The organism is Xanthomonas sp. NCPPB 3005, assembly GCF_041228095.2.
In the GTDB taxonomy this organism is placed as follows: Bacteria; Pseudomonadota; Gammaproteobacteria; order Xanthomonadales; family Xanthomonadaceae; genus Xanthomonas_A; species Xanthomonas_A bonasiae.
This window is the reverse complement of sequence record NZ_CP166096.2, coordinates 2,085,429-2,101,163: the sequence shown is the minus strand read 5'-3', so window position 1 is coordinate 2,101,163 and position 15,735 is coordinate 2,085,429. Positions and strand designations below refer to the sequence as shown.

At 69.1% G+C, this 15,735-nt stretch carries 15 protein-coding genes; 14 read left to right on the top strand and 1 reads right to left on the bottom strand.

The window, feature by feature from the left end; genetic code table 11:
* Nucleotides 1-40: 40 nt before the first annotated feature.
* The 14 genes from AB8810_RS09000 (at nucleotide 41) to AB8810_RS08935 (ending at nucleotide 12,366) form a co-directional block, all read left to right on the top strand.
* A complete protein-coding gene (locus AB8810_RS09000; RefSeq protein ID WP_369916309.1) occupies nucleotides 41-1,291 on the top strand; it encodes an OprO/OprP family phosphate-selective porin in 1,251 nt (416 codons plus the stop codon).
* A 166-nt stretch (nucleotides 1,292-1,457) separates the two neighbouring features.
* Nucleotides 1,458-2,477 (top strand): phosphate ABC transporter substrate-binding protein PstS, encoded by a 1,020-nt coding sequence (pstS, locus tag AB8810_RS08995; protein ID WP_179565779.1) that lies wholly within the window; start codon nucleotides 1,458-1,460, stop codon nucleotides 2,475-2,477.
* 450 nt (nucleotides 2,478-2,927) lie between these two features.
* Nucleotides 2,928-4,028: a phosphate ABC transporter substrate-binding protein PstS gene (gene pstS, locus AB8810_RS08990; protein ID WP_179565781.1), complete on the top strand. Its 1,101-nt coding sequence runs from the start codon at nucleotides 2,928-2,930 to the stop codon at nucleotides 4,026-4,028.
* Nucleotides 4,029-4,266: 238 nt separating this feature from the next.
* A complete protein-coding gene (pstC, locus tag AB8810_RS08985; RefSeq protein WP_179565782.1) occupies nucleotides 4,267-5,241 on the top strand; it encodes a phosphate ABC transporter permease subunit PstC in 975 nt (324 codons plus the stop codon).
* A complete protein-coding gene (gene pstA / locus AB8810_RS08980) occupies nucleotides 5,241-6,107 on the top strand; it encodes a phosphate ABC transporter permease PstA (protein WP_206230044.1) in 867 nt (288 codons plus the stop codon). Before pstC ends, pstA begins: the two co-directional genes overlap by 1 nt.
* 19 nt (nucleotides 6,108-6,126) lie before the next feature.
* Entirely contained in the window at nucleotides 6,127-6,954 is an 828-nt protein-coding gene (gene pstB / locus AB8810_RS08975) for a phosphate ABC transporter ATP-binding protein PstB (protein WP_179565786.1), read from the top strand.
* A 71-nt stretch (nucleotides 6,955-7,025) separates the two neighbouring features.
* Nucleotides 7,026-7,736, top strand: a complete 711-nt coding sequence (gene phoU, locus AB8810_RS08970) for a phosphate signaling complex protein PhoU (protein WP_179565788.1) — start codon at nucleotides 7,026-7,028, stop codon at nucleotides 7,734-7,736.
* Nucleotides 7,737-7,896: 160 nt separating this feature from the next.
* Entirely contained in the window at nucleotides 7,897-8,319 is a 423-nt protein-coding gene (locus AB8810_RS08965; RefSeq protein ID WP_179565790.1) for an RcnB family protein, read from the top strand.
* Between the two features lie 153 nt (nucleotides 8,320-8,472).
* Nucleotides 8,473-8,835, top strand: a complete 363-nt coding sequence (locus tag AB8810_RS08960) for a hypothetical protein (protein WP_369916308.1) — start codon at nucleotides 8,473-8,475, stop codon at nucleotides 8,833-8,835.
* Nucleotides 8,822-9,706, top strand: coding sequence for a DUF692 domain-containing protein (locus tag AB8810_RS08955; RefSeq protein WP_369916307.1), 885 nt, complete (start codon nucleotides 8,822-8,824; stop codon nucleotides 9,704-9,706). The genes AB8810_RS08960 and AB8810_RS08955 overlap by 14 nt, the downstream gene beginning before the upstream one ends.
* Nucleotides 9,699-10,445 (top strand): DUF2063 domain-containing protein, encoded by a 747-nt coding sequence (locus tag AB8810_RS08950; RefSeq protein WP_369916305.1) that lies wholly within the window; start codon nucleotides 9,699-9,701, stop codon nucleotides 10,443-10,445. The genes AB8810_RS08955 and AB8810_RS08950 overlap by 8 nt, the downstream gene beginning before the upstream one ends.
* 341 nt (nucleotides 10,446-10,786) lie before the next feature.
* Nucleotides 10,787-11,431, top strand: a complete 645-nt coding sequence (gene rnt, locus AB8810_RS08945) for a ribonuclease T (protein WP_179565798.1) — start codon at nucleotides 10,787-10,789, stop codon at nucleotides 11,429-11,431.
* A 27-nt stretch (nucleotides 11,432-11,458) separates the two neighbouring features.
* Nucleotides 11,459-11,866: a hypothetical protein gene (locus AB8810_RS08940; protein WP_206259486.1), complete on the top strand. Its 408-nt coding sequence runs from the start codon at nucleotides 11,459-11,461 to the stop codon at nucleotides 11,864-11,866.
* Nucleotides 11,867-11,979: 113 nt separating this feature from the next.
* Entirely contained in the window at nucleotides 11,980-12,366 is a 387-nt protein-coding gene (locus AB8810_RS08935; RefSeq protein ID WP_369916304.1) for a hypothetical protein, read from the top strand.
* 89 nt (nucleotides 12,367-12,455) lie between these two features.
* Here the strand turns inward: AB8810_RS08935 and AB8810_RS08930 are convergent, their stop codons facing one another.
* On the bottom strand, nucleotides 12,456-15,461 hold the full coding sequence (locus AB8810_RS08930) for a two-component regulator propeller domain-containing protein (RefSeq protein WP_369916303.1): 3,006 nt from the start codon (nucleotides 15,459-15,461) through the stop codon (nucleotides 12,456-12,458).
* Between the last annotated feature and the right edge of the window lie 274 nt (nucleotides 15,462-15,735).

Here is a 15,735-nt window from a genome sequence, read left to right as displayed (position 1 = left end):
CATATTAGCCTGCGCGCATCTTCCACCGCCCAGGCAACCCATGAAACTGTCTCGCACCCTTCTCTCGGCAGCCGTGCTCGCTGCGATGTTCGCGCCTGCCGCCCACGCCGAAATCGCCATCGACGTGATCGGCGGCTCGGAAATCTCCTTCGAAGGCCTGGTCCAGGCCGACGGCAACTGGTACGACAACGACGTCCAGGACCTCAACGGCACCACCGGCAACAACGGCAAGAACTCCGAGTTCGGCATCCGCCGCGCCGAGCTGGTCGCCAAGGGCAAGGGCCCGGGCAACTACGAGTGGGTCGTCGGCTACGACGCCAGCACCCTGCGCGAGTCGGCCAACAACGGCACCACCGTGCGCAGCACCGGCAAGTTCCTGGACAACAACATCAAGTACAAGTTCGGCGGCAACGCCAACAACTTCCTGCAGCTCGGCCAGTACAAGCAGCCCAACAGCCTGGAAGAACTGTCCAGCACCAAGAACAACGACTTCATCTCCAAGGCCTCGGTCACCAACACCTACGCGGTGTCGCGTCGCCTCGGCGGCGCGGTCGGCTTCGGCGACAACAACTGGAGCGTGGTCGGCAGCGTGTTCGGCCGCGAGCTGACCCGCAACCTGGCGCACGGCAGCGGCTACGGCGCGCGCGGCACCTTCGCGCCGATCAACGAGGCGGGCAACATCCTGCACTTCGGCCTGAGCTACGTGAACTACGACACAGACGCCGACACGCTGCGCCTGCGCGCGCGTCCGGACGCCGACCTGGCCTCGGTGCGCCTGGTCGACAGCGGCAACCTGACCAACACCGACCGCATCGGCGTGATCGGCGGCGAAGCGATGTGGGTCACCGGCCCGTTCAAGACCCAGGCCGAGTACTACAACGCCAAGGTCGAGCGCTACGGCTCCAGCGACAACTACAGCAGCGATGGCTGGTACCTCAGCGGCGTGTGGAATATCACCGGCGAGACCTGGGGCTACAAGGCCGGCGTGCCGACCACCCCGCTGCCGAACGAGCCGGCCAGCGGCATGTGGCAGCTGGGCGTGCGTTACGACAGCATCGACCTGAACGACGGCGACCTGATCGCCCGTCCGGTCGGCGCACCGCTGGTCGACGGCGTGCTCGGCGGCAAGATGAGCACCTGGACGGTCGGCGCCAACTGGTACTGGCGCTCCAACTTCAAGCTGGCGCTGAACTACGTGATGGTGGACAGCAGCAAGTACAGCAGCACCACCCGCGGCAACGTCAGCGACAAGCCGAACATCCTCGAAGCGCGCGCGCAGTTCTACTGGTAATCGCCGCGGCCCGATGCCGCGCGCGGCGCATGCCGTGCGCGGCACCGGCGCCATGCTCCGTCGCAGCGTCATGTTTCCGTCATGTAGCAGCCCCGGCACCGTCATCGAACGGTTATGTAATGACCGCATGCGGTGCCCCGCATACCACCCTCCAGGAGCTTCCTCCGTGATCCTCTCGCTCAAATCCCGCGTCGCGACTGCTGTCGTCGCCGCGTCGTTCGTGTTCGCCGCCAATGCCGCCGATGTCACCGGCGCGGGCGCCTCGTTCATCTATCCGGTCATGTCCAAGTGGTCGGCCGACTACAACGCCGCGACCGGCAAGAAGGTCAACTACCAGTCGATCGGTTCCGGCGGCGGTATCGCCCAGATCAAGGCCGCCACGGTCGACTTCGGTTCTTCCGATGCGCCGCTGAAGCCGGACGACCTGGCCGCGTCCGGCCTGGCCCAGTTCCCGTCGGTGATCGGCGGCGTGGTGCCGGTGGTCAACGTGCAGGGCGTCGCCCCAGGCGCGCTGAAGCTGGACGGCAAGACCCTGGCCGACATCTTCCTGGGCAAGGTCAAGACCTGGAACGACCCGGCGATCGTCGCCCTGAACCCGGGCGTGAAGCTGCCCGACGGCAAGATCACCGTGGTGCATCGCTCCGACGGTTCGGGCACCAGCTTCAACTTCACCAACTACCTGTCCAAGGTCAACCCGGACTGGAAGAGCAAGGTCGGCGAAGGCACCGCGGTGCAGTGGCCGGTCGGCATCGGCGGCAAGGGCAACGAAGGCGTCGCCGCCTACGTCAAGCAGATCAAGGGCGGCATCGGCTACGTCGAGCTCTCCTACGCGCTGCAGAACAAGATGTCCTACACCGCGATGAAGAACGCTGCCGGCAAGTTCGTGCAGCCCAGCGACGAGAGCTTCGCCGCCGCTGCCGCCAGCGCCGACTGGGCCAGCGCCAAGGACTTCTACCTGGTGATGACCAACGCCCCGGGCGAGGCGTCGTGGCCGATCACCGCGACCAACTTCATCCTGGTCCACAAGCAGCCGAAGAACCCGGCCAGCGCCAAGGCCACCAAGGACTTCTTCAAGTGGGTCTACGCCAACGGCGACGCCCAGGCCAAGCAGCTGGACTACGTGCCGCTGCCGGACGCGCTGGTCAAGCAGATCGACGCGTACTGGAGCGCCAACCTGAAGTATTGATCGGCTCTCTCTCTCTCCGCCGATCGCTACCCGGACGCGGGCCCCTCACGGGGCCCGCGTTTTTTGTTCCTTCTCCCTCCGAGACCATGCCCCCTTCTCCCCTCGGACCACGGCCCCCTTTTCGGGGAAGGTGTCCGAAGGGCGGATGAGGGAAGGCGTGAAGCGGTGCCTGATGAGAACGCGAAGCGGCGCCTGATCTCGCAGGACGCACCAGAGCCGACCAGAGACCGGAGGACGCGCGCACCAGCGCAGCGAGTCCGCCCATCTGCGCGTGGCTCCGCCCGCCCCCTTCCCCCCGGCCCCGCTCGCGACGGCAGAAGGGAGAGAAGCTGCTGTTTTCCTTGACCAATTTCACGCACGGGCAGCTACGTCATGAGGCTGTAACAAAAACATCATTTCATAGCGAACATCCGCCGGACCTTCCGGCCCTCTTCGCTACGGAGTGACCCCATGAAATTGCAGCCGGCACGCTTTGCCGTCCTGTCCCTGGCCCTCGCCTTCGCCGTCACTGCCTGCCAGCCGGGCAATGGCGACAAGCCGCAGGGTGCCGCCGATGCGGCAGGTGGTGCGCCCGCAGCCGCTCCGGCCGACGGCGCCAAGACCGCCGCGGAAATCTCCGGCGCCGGCGCCTCCTTCATCTATCCGCTGGTGTCCAAGTGGTCGGCCGACTACCACACCGCCACCGGCAACAAGATCAACTACCAGTCGATCGGCTCCGGCGGCGGCATCGCCCAGATCAAGGCCGGCACCGTCGATTTCGGTTCCTCCGACAAGCCGCTGGACAGCGCCGAGCTGGCCGCCGCCGGCCTCGGCCAGTTCCCCTCGGCGATCGGGGGGGTCGTGCCGGTGGTCAACCTGGACGGCATGGAAGCGGGCAAGCTGAAGCTGACCGGCAGCGTGCTGGCGGACATCTTCCTCGGCAAGGTCACCACCTGGAACGATCCGGCGATCGTCGCGCTGAACCCGGGCACCACCCTGCCCAGCACCAAGATCAACCTGGTGCACCGCTCCGACGGTTCGGGCACCAGCTTCAACTTCACCAACTACCTGTCCAAGGTCAGCCCGGACTGGAAGAGCAAGGTCGGCGAAGGCACCTCGGTGCAGTGGCCGGGCGGCGTCGGCGGCAAGGGCAACGAAGGCGTAGCCTCGTACGTGCAGCAGATCAAGGGCTCGATCGGCTACGTCGAACTGGCCTACGCGCTGCAGAACAAGATGCCGTACGCCTCGCTGCAGAATGCGGCCGGCAACTGGGTCCAGCCCAACGCCGAAAGCTTCGCCGCGGCGGCCGCGTCGGCCGACTGGGCCAACGCCAAGGACTTCAACCTGGTCATCACCAACGCCGCCGGCGCGCAGGCGTGGCCGATCACCGCCACCAACTTCATGCTGATGCACAAGCAGCCCAAGGATGCGGCGCGCAGCAAGGCGACCCTGGAGTTCTTCAAGTGGGCGTTCGAAAAGGGCCAGCCGCAGGCCAACGAACTGCACTACGTGCCGCTGCCGCCGGAGCTGGTGCAGCAGATCGAGGCGTACTGGGCCAAAGAGTTCAAGTAAGCGCCACCCCGCTTCCGCCCTCGCCGGCGGAAGCATGTGCGCGGCGGCGTGACGCGCCGCGCATGTGAACCGCGCCCGGCATTGCTGCAGGCAGCGCCGGGCGCCGCATCGGTACGACGTAGTCCGGACTTTCGGGTTCCCGCTCGCGCGGGAGCGACGCAGCCACCCACCGCGCGGCCATCGCCGCCGCGGCAACGATCGGACCGCGCCACCGCGCGCTCCGGCAAACACCGAGCCCATGAACGCCACTGTCATTCCCGAAGCGATACCGGCGCCCAGCGGACGCGACCTGCGCGACGCCCGTGCCGACCGTCTGTTCCGCTGGACGCTCACCGCCACCGTCGTCTTCGTCCTCATCGCCCTGGCCAGCGCGGCGCTGTCGATGCTGTGGGGCGGCCGCCATGCCTTGCAGATGCAGGGCCTGAGCTTCTTCTACTCCAGCGAATGGAATCCGGTCGAGAACAAGTACGGCGCGCTGGCGCCGATCTACGGCACCCTGGTCACCGCCATGATCGCGATGCTGATCGCGGTGCCGGTGAGCTACGGCATCGCGTTTTTCCTGACCGAAGTGTCGCCGCGCTGGCTGCGCGGCCCGATCGGCACCGCCATCGAACTGCTGGCCGGCATCCCATCGATCATCTACGGCATGTGGGGCCTGTTCGTGCTGGTGCCGGTGATGACCGAATACGGTACCCCCTGGCTCAACGACCACGTCGGCACGCTGCCGGTGATCGGCCCGATGTTCCAGGGCCCGCCGCTGGGCATCGGCCTGCTCACCGCCGGCTTCGTGCTGGCGATCATGGTGATCCCGTTCATCTCCTCGGTGATGCGCGAAGTGTTCCTGACCGTACCGACGCGGCTGAAGGAATCGGCCTACGCGCTGGGTTCGACCAAGTGGGAAGTGAGCTGGGACATCGTGCTGCCCTACACCCGCTCGGCGGTGATCGGCGGCATCTTCCTGGGCCTGGGCCGCGCGCTCGGCGAGACCATGGCGGTGGCGTTCGTGGTCGGCAACACGGTGCGGCTGTCGCCGTCGCTGCTGGAACCGGGCACCACCATCGCCGCGCTGATCGCCAACGACTTCGGCGAGGCCACCGAGACCTACCGCTCGGCGCTGCTGCTGCTGGGCTTCGTGCTGTTCATCGTGACCTTCGTGGTGCTGGCGATCGCCCGCCTGATGCTGCAGCAACTGTCGCGCCGGGAGGGCAACTAATGGCCGCCGACATCGCCGACCGTCTGTACAACCGCCGCCGCGTGGTCAACGTGTTCGCGCTGCTGCTGTCCTGCCTCACCGCGCTGTTCGGGCTGGCGTTCCTGGGCTGGATCCTGTGGACCCTGCTGTCCAAGGGCATCGCCGGCATCGACGTCGACCTGTTCACCCGCATGACCCCGCCGCCGGGCGAAGAAGGCGGCCTGGCCAATGCGTTCTTCGGCAGCGCGGTGATGTGCGGCCTGGCGCTGCTGATCGGCACCCCGCTGGGCGTGGCCGCCGGCACCTGGCTGGCCGAATACGGCAATGCGCGCAAGACCGGCCAGGTGGTGCGCTTCGTCAACGACATCCTGCTGTCGGCGCCGTCGATCGTGCTCGGCCTGTTCGTGTACACCCTGTACGTGATGCAGACCGGCGGGCGCTTCTCGGCGATGGCCGGCGCGCTGTCGCTGGCCTTCATCGTGCTGCCGGTGGTGGTGCGCACCACCGACGAAATGCTGCGCCTGGTGCCTTCGCAGATGCGCGAAGCGGCGCTGTCGCTGGGCATCCCGCAGTGGAAGGTGACGGTGCAGGTGCTGTACCGCAGCGCCTCGGCCGGCATCGTCACCGGCGTGCTGCTGGCGCTGGCGCGCATCAGCGGCGAGACCGCGCCGCTGCTGTTCACCGCATTCGGCAACCAGTACTGGAACAACAACGTCATGCAGCCGATGGCGAGCGTGCCGGTGGTGATGAACTCCTTCGCCGGCAGCCCCTACCCGAGCTGGCAGCAACTGGCCTGGTCCGGCGCGCTGGTGCTCACCGTGTTCGTGCTGCTGGTCAGCCTCGGCGCGCGCGGCCTGCTGAGCCGCTACAAGACATCCAACGATTGATACCCCTATGGAACCGGCCATGAACGATCAGCACAACGCCGCACCGATGCACCGCATCGCCATGCCCACCGGGCACACCGCGCTGGCGCCATCGCCGGTCAAGGTGGCCGCGCGCGGCCTGGACTTCTATTACGACAAGTACCACGCGCTGAAGGGCATCAACATCGAGGTGCCGGAAAAGCGCGTCACCGCGCTGATCGGCCCGTCCGGCTGCGGCAAGTCCACGCTGCTGCGCATCTTCAACCGCATCTATGCGCTGTATCCGAAGCTGGAGGCGCGCGGCGAGGTGCTGCTGGACGGCGAGAACATCCTGTCGCCGAAGTACCCGATGAACCGCCTGCGCAGCAAGGTCGGCATGGTGTTCCAGAAGCCGGTGCCGTTCCCGATGACCATCTTCGAGAACGTCGCCTACGGCATCCGCCACCACGAGAAGCTGTCCAAGGCGGACATGACCGACCGCGTCGAGCAGGCGCTGCGCCAAGGCGCGCTGTGGGACGAGGTCAAGGACAAGCTCGGGCAGAGCGCGCTGGGCCTGTCCGGCGGCCAGCAGCAGCGCCTGTGCATCGCCCGCGCCGTCGCCCTGCGCCCGGACGTGCTGCTGCTCGACGAGCCGACCTCGGCGCTGGACCCGATTTCCACCAGCCGCATCGAGCAGCTGGTCGAAGAGCTGAAGAGCGACTACACCATCGTCATCGTCACCCACAACATGCAGCAGGCCGCGCGCGTGTCCGACTACACCGCCTTCATGTACCTGGGCGACCTGATCGAGCACGACCGCACCGAGATCATCTTCTCGCAGCCCAGCAAGCAGCAGACCGAAGACTACATCACCGGCCGCTTCGGCTGAGACGCCCCGACGCCAGCCCCGCGACGCCAGGACGGCCGCGGCGACACTAACGAATCCAACGGACCTACGACATGAACACCCAGCCGAACGAGCACATCGTGAAGAGCTACGACGAAGAACAGCACCGCATCGCCGCGGAGATCGTGCGCATGGGCGAGACCGCGGTGGCGCAGCTGGAAGCGGCGCTGGACGTGGTCGAGCGCCGCGACGACAACGCCGCGCTGCGCATCGTCGTCAACGACGAGGCGATCGACGCGCTCGAGCATGCGATCAGCAGCGACGTGATGCGGCTGGCGCTGCGTGGGCCGATGGCGCGCGACCTGCGCGAGATCCTCGCCGGCCTGCGCATCCCGGCCGACATCGAGCGCATCGGCGACTACGCGGCGAACGTGGCCAAGCGCTCGATCGCGCTGAACACCTCGCCGCCGATGCCGCAGACGCTGGGCCTGCGCCAGCTCGGCAAGCTCGCCGCGCAGCAGGTCCGCGAAGCGCTGCTCGCCTACCAGAGCAACGACGCCGACGCCGCGCTGCGGGTCCGCCAGGGCGATGCGCTGCTGGACGCGCAGTACACCGCGCTGTTCCGCGAACTGCTGACCTACATGATGGAAGATCCGCGCAACATCACCCCGTGCACGCATCTGCTGTTCATGGCCAAGAACCTGGAGCGGATCGGCGACCACGCCACCAACATCGCCGAGAACGTGTGGTTCCTGGTGCATGGCGACCAGCCGTTGCCGCCGCGCGACAAGCGCGACGAAACCAGCAGCACCTCGGGCATCTGAGTCCGGATTCACGCGGCCTCGACGCGGTCGATACGTGGCGACACATATCGACACGTGCAAATGATTGAATCTCCTGGAAATTTTATCGCCTATTCATCGGCTGGCGCCTAGCGTGTCGGTACGCGTGGAGCCGTTCTCCACCGACCACCCAGGAGACACCATGAAGCGCATCATCGGTTCGGTCCTCGCCCTGTCCTTGCTGGCCTCCGGCGGCGCATTCGCCGCCGGCCAGGACGACCACGATCGCGACCGCGATCCGCAGCAGGTGCGCAAGGACCATCAGGACGACAAGGGCCGCAAGGACCAGCACGGCGATCGCGGTCCGCAACAGGCGCGCAACGACGGCCGCCGCGACGATCATCGCGACGACCGCCACGACAATGGCCGCCATGAAGGTCCGCGCCACTACAAGCGCGGCGAACGCCTGGCCTCCGATCATCGCGGCGACCGCGTGCCCGACTACCGCAAGCGCGGCCTGAAGGCGCCGCCGCGCGGCCACGAGTGGCGCCGGGTCGACAACCAGTACGTGCTGATCGCCGTCGCCACCGGCGTCATCAGCAGCGTCATCGCCAACAGCCGCTGAGGCGGCGGCGCACACCAGGCCCCGCTTCGGCGGGGCCTTTTCGTTGGCGGACGGCGCAGCGCCGCATGCGGCGCACGGCGCCAGCGGGTACGCTTGGCGGACACGGCCAGCGTGGCGACGCCGGCACCACGACCGCCTGCCAGGAGAGTCCGCATGTCCATTCCCTCGCGTCCGTCCACCGCCCTCGCCGGCGCCGTCCTGCTCGGCGGCCTGGGCCTGTCCGCCTGCGCGCTGGCGATGACCGACCTGGCCCAGGGCTATGCGCTCGGCGCCCAGGCCGCGGCGCCGCCGAGCGCCGACAAGGCAGCGACCACCGTGCCGGCGCAGCCCAAATCCAATGCCAAGTCCACGGATGCCGCCGGCGCCGGCAAGGCCGCCGAGGGCGCATGCGGTGCGCATGCGCAGGACACCGCTACGGCCAAGCCGGACAAGGCCGCCGCCGCCGCGGCCCAGCACGACGACAAGGCGATGGCCGAAGGCAAGTGCGGCGAAGGCAAGTGCGGTGGCGGCGGCTGATTCCGCGCCGCGCCTGCTGCCTGCGGCGAGCGCCGGACTCGGCCTGCGCCGCGGCCTGCTGCCGGAACTGCTGCAGGCAGCGCCGGCCGCGTTCGATTTTCTCGAGTGCGCGCCGGACAACTGGATCGGCGTCGGCGGCCGCCTGGGCGCGATGCTGGATACGCTGACCGCACGCCATCCGCTGAGCTGCCATGGCCTGTCGCTATCGCTCGGCGGCATGGCGCCGCTGGACGCGGACCTGCTGCGGCAGACCCGGCGGTTCCTGGATCGGCACCGCGTCGCGCTGTACAGCGAACACCTGAGCTACAGCGCCGACGACGGCCAGCTCTACGAACTGCTGCCGCTGCCGTTCACCGACGAAGCGGTGCGCCATGCCGGCGCGCGCATCGCCCAGGCGCAGGATGCGCTGGGCCGGCGCATCGCGGTGGAGAACGTGTCCTACTACGCCGCGCCTGGCCAGGCGTTGAGCGAAGCCGAGTTCGTTGCCGCGGTGCTGGCCGAAGCCGACTGCGACCTGCTGCTCGACGTCAACAACGTCTGCGTCAACGCCGCCAACCACGGCTACGACGCCCGCGCCTTCCTTGCCGCGATGCCGAGCGCACGCGTCGCCTCGTACCACATCGCCGGGCATCGCGACGACGCCGCCAGCGCGCTGAAGATCGACACCCACGGCGCGGCGGTGGCTGACGACGTGTGGGATCTGCTCGACGCCGCCTATCGGCTGCATGGCGTGCGCCCCACCCTGCTCGAGCGCGACAGCCAGTTCCCGCCGCTGTCCGAGCTGCTGCACGAGGTGCAGCGCATCCGCGACGCACAGGCGCAGGCCACGTCGGTGCAAGCAGCGCAGATGGCGCAAGCGGCGCATGGCTGATTCCCTGCACGCGCAGCAGTTCGCGCTGGCCCTGCACCTGCGCGATCCGCAGCGGCACGCGCCGCCGGCGGACATCGAGCCGCGGCGGCTGGCGGTGTACCGCGCGCTGTTCTTCGACAACCTCGCGCAATTGCTCGCCTCGCATTTCCCGGTGCTGCGCGCCACCCTGGGCGAGGACGCGTGGCAGGCACTGCTGCGCGCGTTCTGCGCCGGGCACCGCGCGCGCACGCCGCTGTTCCCGCGCATCGGCGGCGAGTTCGTGCGCTTCCTGCAGCAACGCGGCGAGGACGCGCAACGGCCATGGCTGGCGGAACTGGCGCACTACGAAACGGTCGAGCTGGAGGTGCAGATCGACGATGCGCCATTGCCGCCGCACGATCCGCACGGCGACCTGCTCGACGGCGTTCCGCAGCTCTCGCCCTGGCTGCGCCTGCTGCGCTATCGCTGGCCGGTGCAGCGCATCGGCCCGGCCTGGCAACCGGGCGAGGCACCGGCGCAGGCGACCTGCCTGCTGGCGCGGCGCGATGCCGACGGCCAGGCCCGGTTCGCCGAACTGGCGCCGCTGGCGCATGCCCTGGTCGAGCGGCTGCGCGACGGCGAGCACAGCGGACGCGCGCTGCTGCTGCGCCTGGCCGCCGAGCACGGCCAGGACCCGGCCGCGCTGCTGCACGACGGCGCCGCGCTGCTCGAGCGCCTGCGCCAGCAGGGCAGCGTGCTCGGTACCCGCGTGCCGGCCTGAGGCGCAAAGGTGACTGATCCAGATCCAGAGCATGCCCCTGTAGGAGCGGTTTCAACCGCGACAAACGAAGCGGTATGCCTTCCGACCTCGGACAGTGTCGGGGCTGAAGCCCCTCCTACAGTGCACCCAGCCGGCTGCAAGTCGATGTGGGAGCCATTACCAATGGCCTCGAGCCATCACCGCGACGCACAAAGTGGCAGCCAACAATCGCCTGCGCTGCCGCCTCCTGCCACGCGATGACAACCGTGATGCCGCTCGCGCAGGCCACGCCCGGCCCATCGCCACACTCGCGGCGCCCCCACCGCGGCGGCCGTTTAGCCGCGCTCTGCTACCCTGCACGCATGAACGATCACGTCGAAAGCCCGTCCCAGCCCCTTGCCGCCACCCCGATGTCGCGGCGTTTCCGCGGCTATCTGCCGGTGGTGGTGGACGTGGAGACCGGCGGCTTCGACTGGAACCGGCACGCGCTGCTGGAGATCGCCGTGGTTCCGATCGAGATGGACGACGCCGGCCAGCTGTACCCCGGCGCCACCGCCAGCGCGCATGTGGTGCCGGCGCCCGGCACCGCCATCGACCCGAAGTCGCTGGAAGTCACCGGCATCATCCTCGACCACCCGTTCCGCTTCGCCAAGCCCGAGCGCGAGGCGCTGGACCATGTGTTCGCGCCGGTACGCGCGGCGGTGAAGAAGTACGGCTGCCAGCGCGCGATCCTGGTCGGCCACAACGCCCACTTCGACCTGAACTTCCTCAACGCCACCGTGGCCCGCTGCGGCCACAAGCGCAACCCGTTCCACCCCTTCAGCGTGTTCGACACCGTGACCCTGGCCGGCATCGCCTACGGCCAGACCGTGCTGGCCCGCGCCGTACAGGCGGCCGGCTTCGACTGGAACGCCGCCGACGCGCACAGCGCGGTCTACGACACCGAGCAGACCGCGCGCCTGTTCTGCAAGATCGCCAACGCGTGGCCGGCGCCGCAGATCGGCTGAGGCAACCGACAAGCCAGAGAAGGATCGATGGACGTGTGGACTCTCATTTTTGCGATCGCCGCGTCCACTGCCGCCAGCGCAGACGTTTCCGGGGACTATCAGGCAGTCACCGAGACCGAGTATGCGATCGATCTGACTCTGCAGAAATCCGGCCAAGCGCGCCTGATCTTCCGTACGTGGGAGGCAGATGGTTCCGCAACGCCTTCCACGAAGATCTTTACCGGCGCCTGGTCCCGCTCCGGCACGATCATCGACCTGAAACTCGAATCGGGCCAATCGGCACGCTTCAGAGCGAACGAGTGTCTGCCGTATGCCGAGTTCGGACAGACCGGCTGCTCTTACGGCCTCAGCCTCGTAAGCACCACACTGCCAAAGCGCTACGGCCTGCAGCGCTTCGGGCTTTGGCGCTCCGAGTCCTTGCGGGTTCAGCGCTAACTCATTCAAACAAGCGACGGCGCTTCGCGTTCAATCGAATTCGGGTATCGGGGGACGACGTGAGAACAATGGCGAAAGCGAGCTTGGGATTCGCCACCGGATGGCTCGCTGCCATGTTGGTGTCCCTGGTCAGCTACGTTGCGTTCTGGCCGACACGCGTCTATCGCTTCGAGCCTGACGGGCTGATCGGCATCGCCCTGATCGGCACACTGTGGGCGGCGGCCCTCCCACTGCTGGTGGTTTGGATTGCGAGCCTTCGCCGCCCGCCGCCGCCAGCGCTAGCCGCATCCGTCTGTGCCGTGGTGCTCCTGCTGCAGGGATTGTGCCGCTCGATCAAGCCCTGGCAGCACTACGGCACGTTTCCAGTGTGGATGCTGCTACGCGATTTCCTTCAGGCGTTACCCACCACCCTCACCGCTGGCCTGGTGTTCGGCCTGGTGGTACGCAGCCTCGGCCGCGACAATTCCTACAAGCCAACACCGTTCTGGCGAATGCCTTGAGCAAACGTCGGGGAACAATGGACCCGATGAACCGCTAGTGCCGCGCCTTCGGCCCTTGCGCCGAATCACGCTATCCCCCGCCACGACACTCATCCAACACACACCCGATCCCGTCCCCCGCTCTTCGCCCGATACAAGGCCACATCCGCACGCTGCAACAACTGGCTCGGCGTCTCCTCCCCGCTCAGCGCGACCAACCCGGCGCTGAAGGTGACCCGCAGCGATGGCGCGTCGGCCCACTGCAGGCGCGCGTGGAACAGGTCGCGCAGGCGCGCGGCCATGCGCTCGGCGTCGGCCAGCGGGGTGTCGCCGAGCAACACCGCGAATTCCTCGCCGCCCAGCCGCGCCGGCAGGTCGGAGCCGCGACAGGCGCTCAGCAACAGTTGCCCGACCTCGCGCAGCACCGCATCGCCGGTGGCGTGCGAGTAGCCGTCGTTGATCTGCTTGAAGCGGTCGATGTCGATCACCAGCAGGCACAGCGGAGTGCCGCTGCGCTGCGCGCGGCGCAGCTCGCGCAGCAGCACTTCGTCGAAATGGCGGCGGTTCGGCAGCGCGGTCAATGCGTCCTCGTGGGCCTGGCGCTCGAACGCGTCGGCCTGGTCCTGCAGTTCGGCCAGCAGCTGGCTCTTGTCGGCGTCGGCGCGCAGCAGCCGCTCGGTCTGCAGTTGCAGGGCGCCGGTGCGCTGCTTGACCAGCCGCTCCAGGCGCAGATTGCGCCGCTTGTAGCGGGCGATCAGGTAGCGGTACAGCGCCACCAGCGCGAACAGCAGCGCCAACGCGGCAGCGGCCTGCACGCTGCCGCGTTGCCACCACAGCGGGGCGACGCTGAAATGCCAGACCGCCTCGCGCGTGCTCCAGGCGCCATCCGGATGCGCCGCGGCCACGCGCAAGGTGTAGTCGCCCGGCGGCAGGCCGATGAATTCGACGCTGCGCTGCTGGCCGCGCTCCACCCACTCCTTGTCCAGGCCGTCGAGCCGGGTGCGGTAGCGGATGCGCTCGGGCAGCAGGTAGCTGAGCCCGACGTAGGACACCGCGATGCGCGTGGCGCCGGGCAGGCGCGACTGGCGCCGCCAGGCGAACGGCCGCCCATCCAGCAGCACGTTCTCGATCGCCGCTGGCGGCGGCAGGCGTTCGCGGAAGCGCTGCAGCCGGCGCGGATCGACCGTGCTGATGCCGCCGGCGGTGACCAGCCACACGCTGCCGTCGCCACGCACGAGTTCCGATGGGCCGGAGCTGCCGTTGCCCTGGGCATTGGCCATGCCGTCGATCTCGTTGTAGCGGGTCACCTGCAGTCTGCCGGCGCGGCCGTCGGCGACCGCGTTCAGCGCGTCGGCGCTGGTCCGCAGCACGCCACGGTTGCTGCTGATCCAGACGTTGCCGAGGCGGTCGCGGACCAGCTGGAACACGGTGTCCACCGGCATGCCCTGCTCCAGCCCGACCCGCGCCAGGCGGCCGTCGCGATAGCGGTGCAGGCCGCGGTCGGTGGAAATCCACATGTCGCGGCCCAGCGCCTGGAAGCCGAACACGCTGCGCGCGCCGCCCAGCGGCTCCAGCGGCAGCCGCTGCACGCGGCCGTCGCGCAGCACCGAGGCGCCTTCGACCGAGCCGATCCACAGCGCGCCATCGATGCTCGCCAGCGCGGTGATCAGGCCCTGCGGCAAGCCCGGCACGTCGGCCACGCGCGCCTGTTCGCCGTCGATGCGCACCAAGCCGCGCTGGGTGCCGATCCACACCGTGCCGGCGCGGTCCACGCTGATCGCGCGGACGTGGCCGCTGGGCAGGCCGTCGCCCTTGTCGTAGTGGCGGCGCACGCGGCCGTCGCGCAGCCGGTATACGCCGTCGGCGTAGGTGCCGACCCACAGGTCGCCGTCGCTGCCGCGCGCCAGGCTCAGCACCGATGGCGCGCTGCCGTCGGCGTTGCGCAGGCCCGCCGGCGCAATGCTGCCGTCCGCCGCCATCCGGTCCAGGCCGGCGGCGCTGCCGATCCACAGCGCGCCGTCGGGCGCTTCCAGCAGCGCGCGCACGTAGTCGCCGCTGAGTCCGTCGCGGCGCGTGTAGCTGGTGAACAGGGTTTCGCGCAGCCGGAACAGGCCGCCATTGGCACCGATCCAGATGCTGCCCTCGGCGTCTTCGAGCAGGCTCACCACGCGCCCGTTGGGCAGCACTTCGCCCGGCGCCATGTGCTCGATGCCGTGCCGGCCGATGCGCAGCAGGCCCTGGTTCTCGGTGCCCAGCCACAGCGCGCCGTCGCGGTCGCGCAGCATCGCGGTGAAGTGGCCGTAGCCCGGCAGGCGGTGCACCAGCACGGCGCGCTCGTCCTGCAGCCGGTACACGTTCTCGCCGGCGACCAGCCACAGCGTGCCGGCGGCGTCGCGGTACGGCCAGGCCAGGCCGGGCGGCAACCCGAAGGCGTCCGGCGCGCGCCGCAGCACGCCCTGCGCGTCGCGGTACAGCAGGCCGTCGAGGCTGCCGATCCAGACCCGGCCGCGGTCGTCCACCGCCATCCGCGGGAAGCTGTTGGCCAGCGGCAGGTCCGGCGGCGCCGGCTGGTAGTCGAAGCGGCCGTCCGGCCACAGGCAGCCCAGGCCATTGCCTTCGAACAGCAGCCATAGCCGTCCCTGGCGGTCTTCGGTCATGGCGTGGATCAGCGCGCGCGGCCAGCCCGGCGGCTGCAGCCAGAAGCGCCAGTTGCCGGCGCGGTCGTAGCGGCCCAGGTTGCCGCGCGAATCGCTGAGCCACAGCGCGCCGTCGCGGCCGACGTACAGCGCACCGACGCCGTTGTCGGGCAAGCCGGGCCGGGTGCTGCGATCGATCACCGCGAAGTCCAGGCCGTTGTAGCGCACCAGGCCTTCCCAGGTGGCGAACCACAGGCGTCCGTCCGGGGTCTGCGCCAGGTCGCGCAGCGAGTTGTGCGGCAGGCCGTTGCGCGAGGTCCAGGCATCCACGGCGTAGTCGCGCAGCGGCGGCGGCCCGGCCGCGGACGGGTCGGCAGCCGCGGCCGGCCCCATTCCGAGCGACAGTGCGAACAGCGCCAGCAGCAGCCACGCATGCGCGGCGCGGCGGACGGCCGCCGCATGCCCCGACGCCGCCGCCATCACCGGATCGATCCGGCCCGGAGGGCGCCAGCGCGTGCCATCGCTCCCCACGCGGGTCGCAAGAGGGTTGCGCAGGCGCGGGGTGAACCAGCGCGTCGGCGGGCAGGCGCCGCCGCGTCATGACGCCGCGCCGGACCGGCGCCAGCACGGCCCTGCGGGCCGGTGCTGCCAGGCAGCGGACGCCATGCCCGGGGGCACGGCGGCCGGCCAGGATCGGCGAGACGGGGGCGATGCTGGCTCATTGCCGGAACGGAACACGGGAACAGCGCACATG

Bases quoted from the DNA above. Each gene is read 5' to 3' on its own strand.
- AB8810_RS09000 (WP_369916309.1), top strand. From the start codon at position 41: ATGAAACTGTCTCGCACCCTTCTCTCGGCAGCCGTGCTCGCTGCGATG.
- pstB (WP_179565786.1), top strand. From the start codon at position 6,127: ATGAACGATCAGCACAACGCCGCACCGATGCACCGCATCGCCATGCCC.
- AB8810_RS08940 (WP_206259486.1), top strand. From the start codon at position 11,459: ATGGACGTGTGGACTCTCATTTTTGCGATCGCCGCGTCCACTGCCGCC.
- AB8810_RS08950 (WP_369916305.1), top strand. From the start codon at position 9,699: ATGGCTGATTCCCTGCACGCGCAGCAGTTCGCGCTGGCCCTGCACCTG.
- AB8810_RS08960 (WP_369916308.1), top strand. From the start codon at position 8,473: ATGTCCATTCCCTCGCGTCCGTCCACCGCCCTCGCCGGCGCCGTCCTG.
- AB8810_RS08930 (WP_369916303.1), bottom strand. From the start codon at position 15,461: ATGGCGGCGGCGTCGGGGCATGCGGCGGCCGTCCGCCGCGCCGCGCAT.
- rnt (WP_179565798.1), top strand. From the start codon at position 10,787: ATGAACGATCACGTCGAAAGCCCGTCCCAGCCCCTTGCCGCCACCCCG.
- AB8810_RS08935 (WP_369916304.1), top strand. From the start codon at position 11,980: ATGTTGGTGTCCCTGGTCAGCTACGTTGCGTTCTGGCCGACACGCGTC.
- pstC (WP_179565782.1), top strand. From the start codon at position 4,267: ATGAACGCCACTGTCATTCCCGAAGCGATACCGGCGCCCAGCGGACGC.
- AB8810_RS08965 (WP_179565790.1), top strand. From the start codon at position 7,897: ATGAAGCGCATCATCGGTTCGGTCCTCGCCCTGTCCTTGCTGGCCTCC.
- phoU (WP_179565788.1), top strand. From the start codon at position 7,026: ATGAACACCCAGCCGAACGAGCACATCGTGAAGAGCTACGACGAAGAA.
- pstA (WP_206230044.1), top strand. From the start codon at position 5,241: ATGGCCGCCGACATCGCCGACCGTCTGTACAACCGCCGCCGCGTGGTC.
- pstS (WP_179565781.1), top strand. From the start codon at position 2,928: ATGAAATTGCAGCCGGCACGCTTTGCCGTCCTGTCCCTGGCCCTCGCC.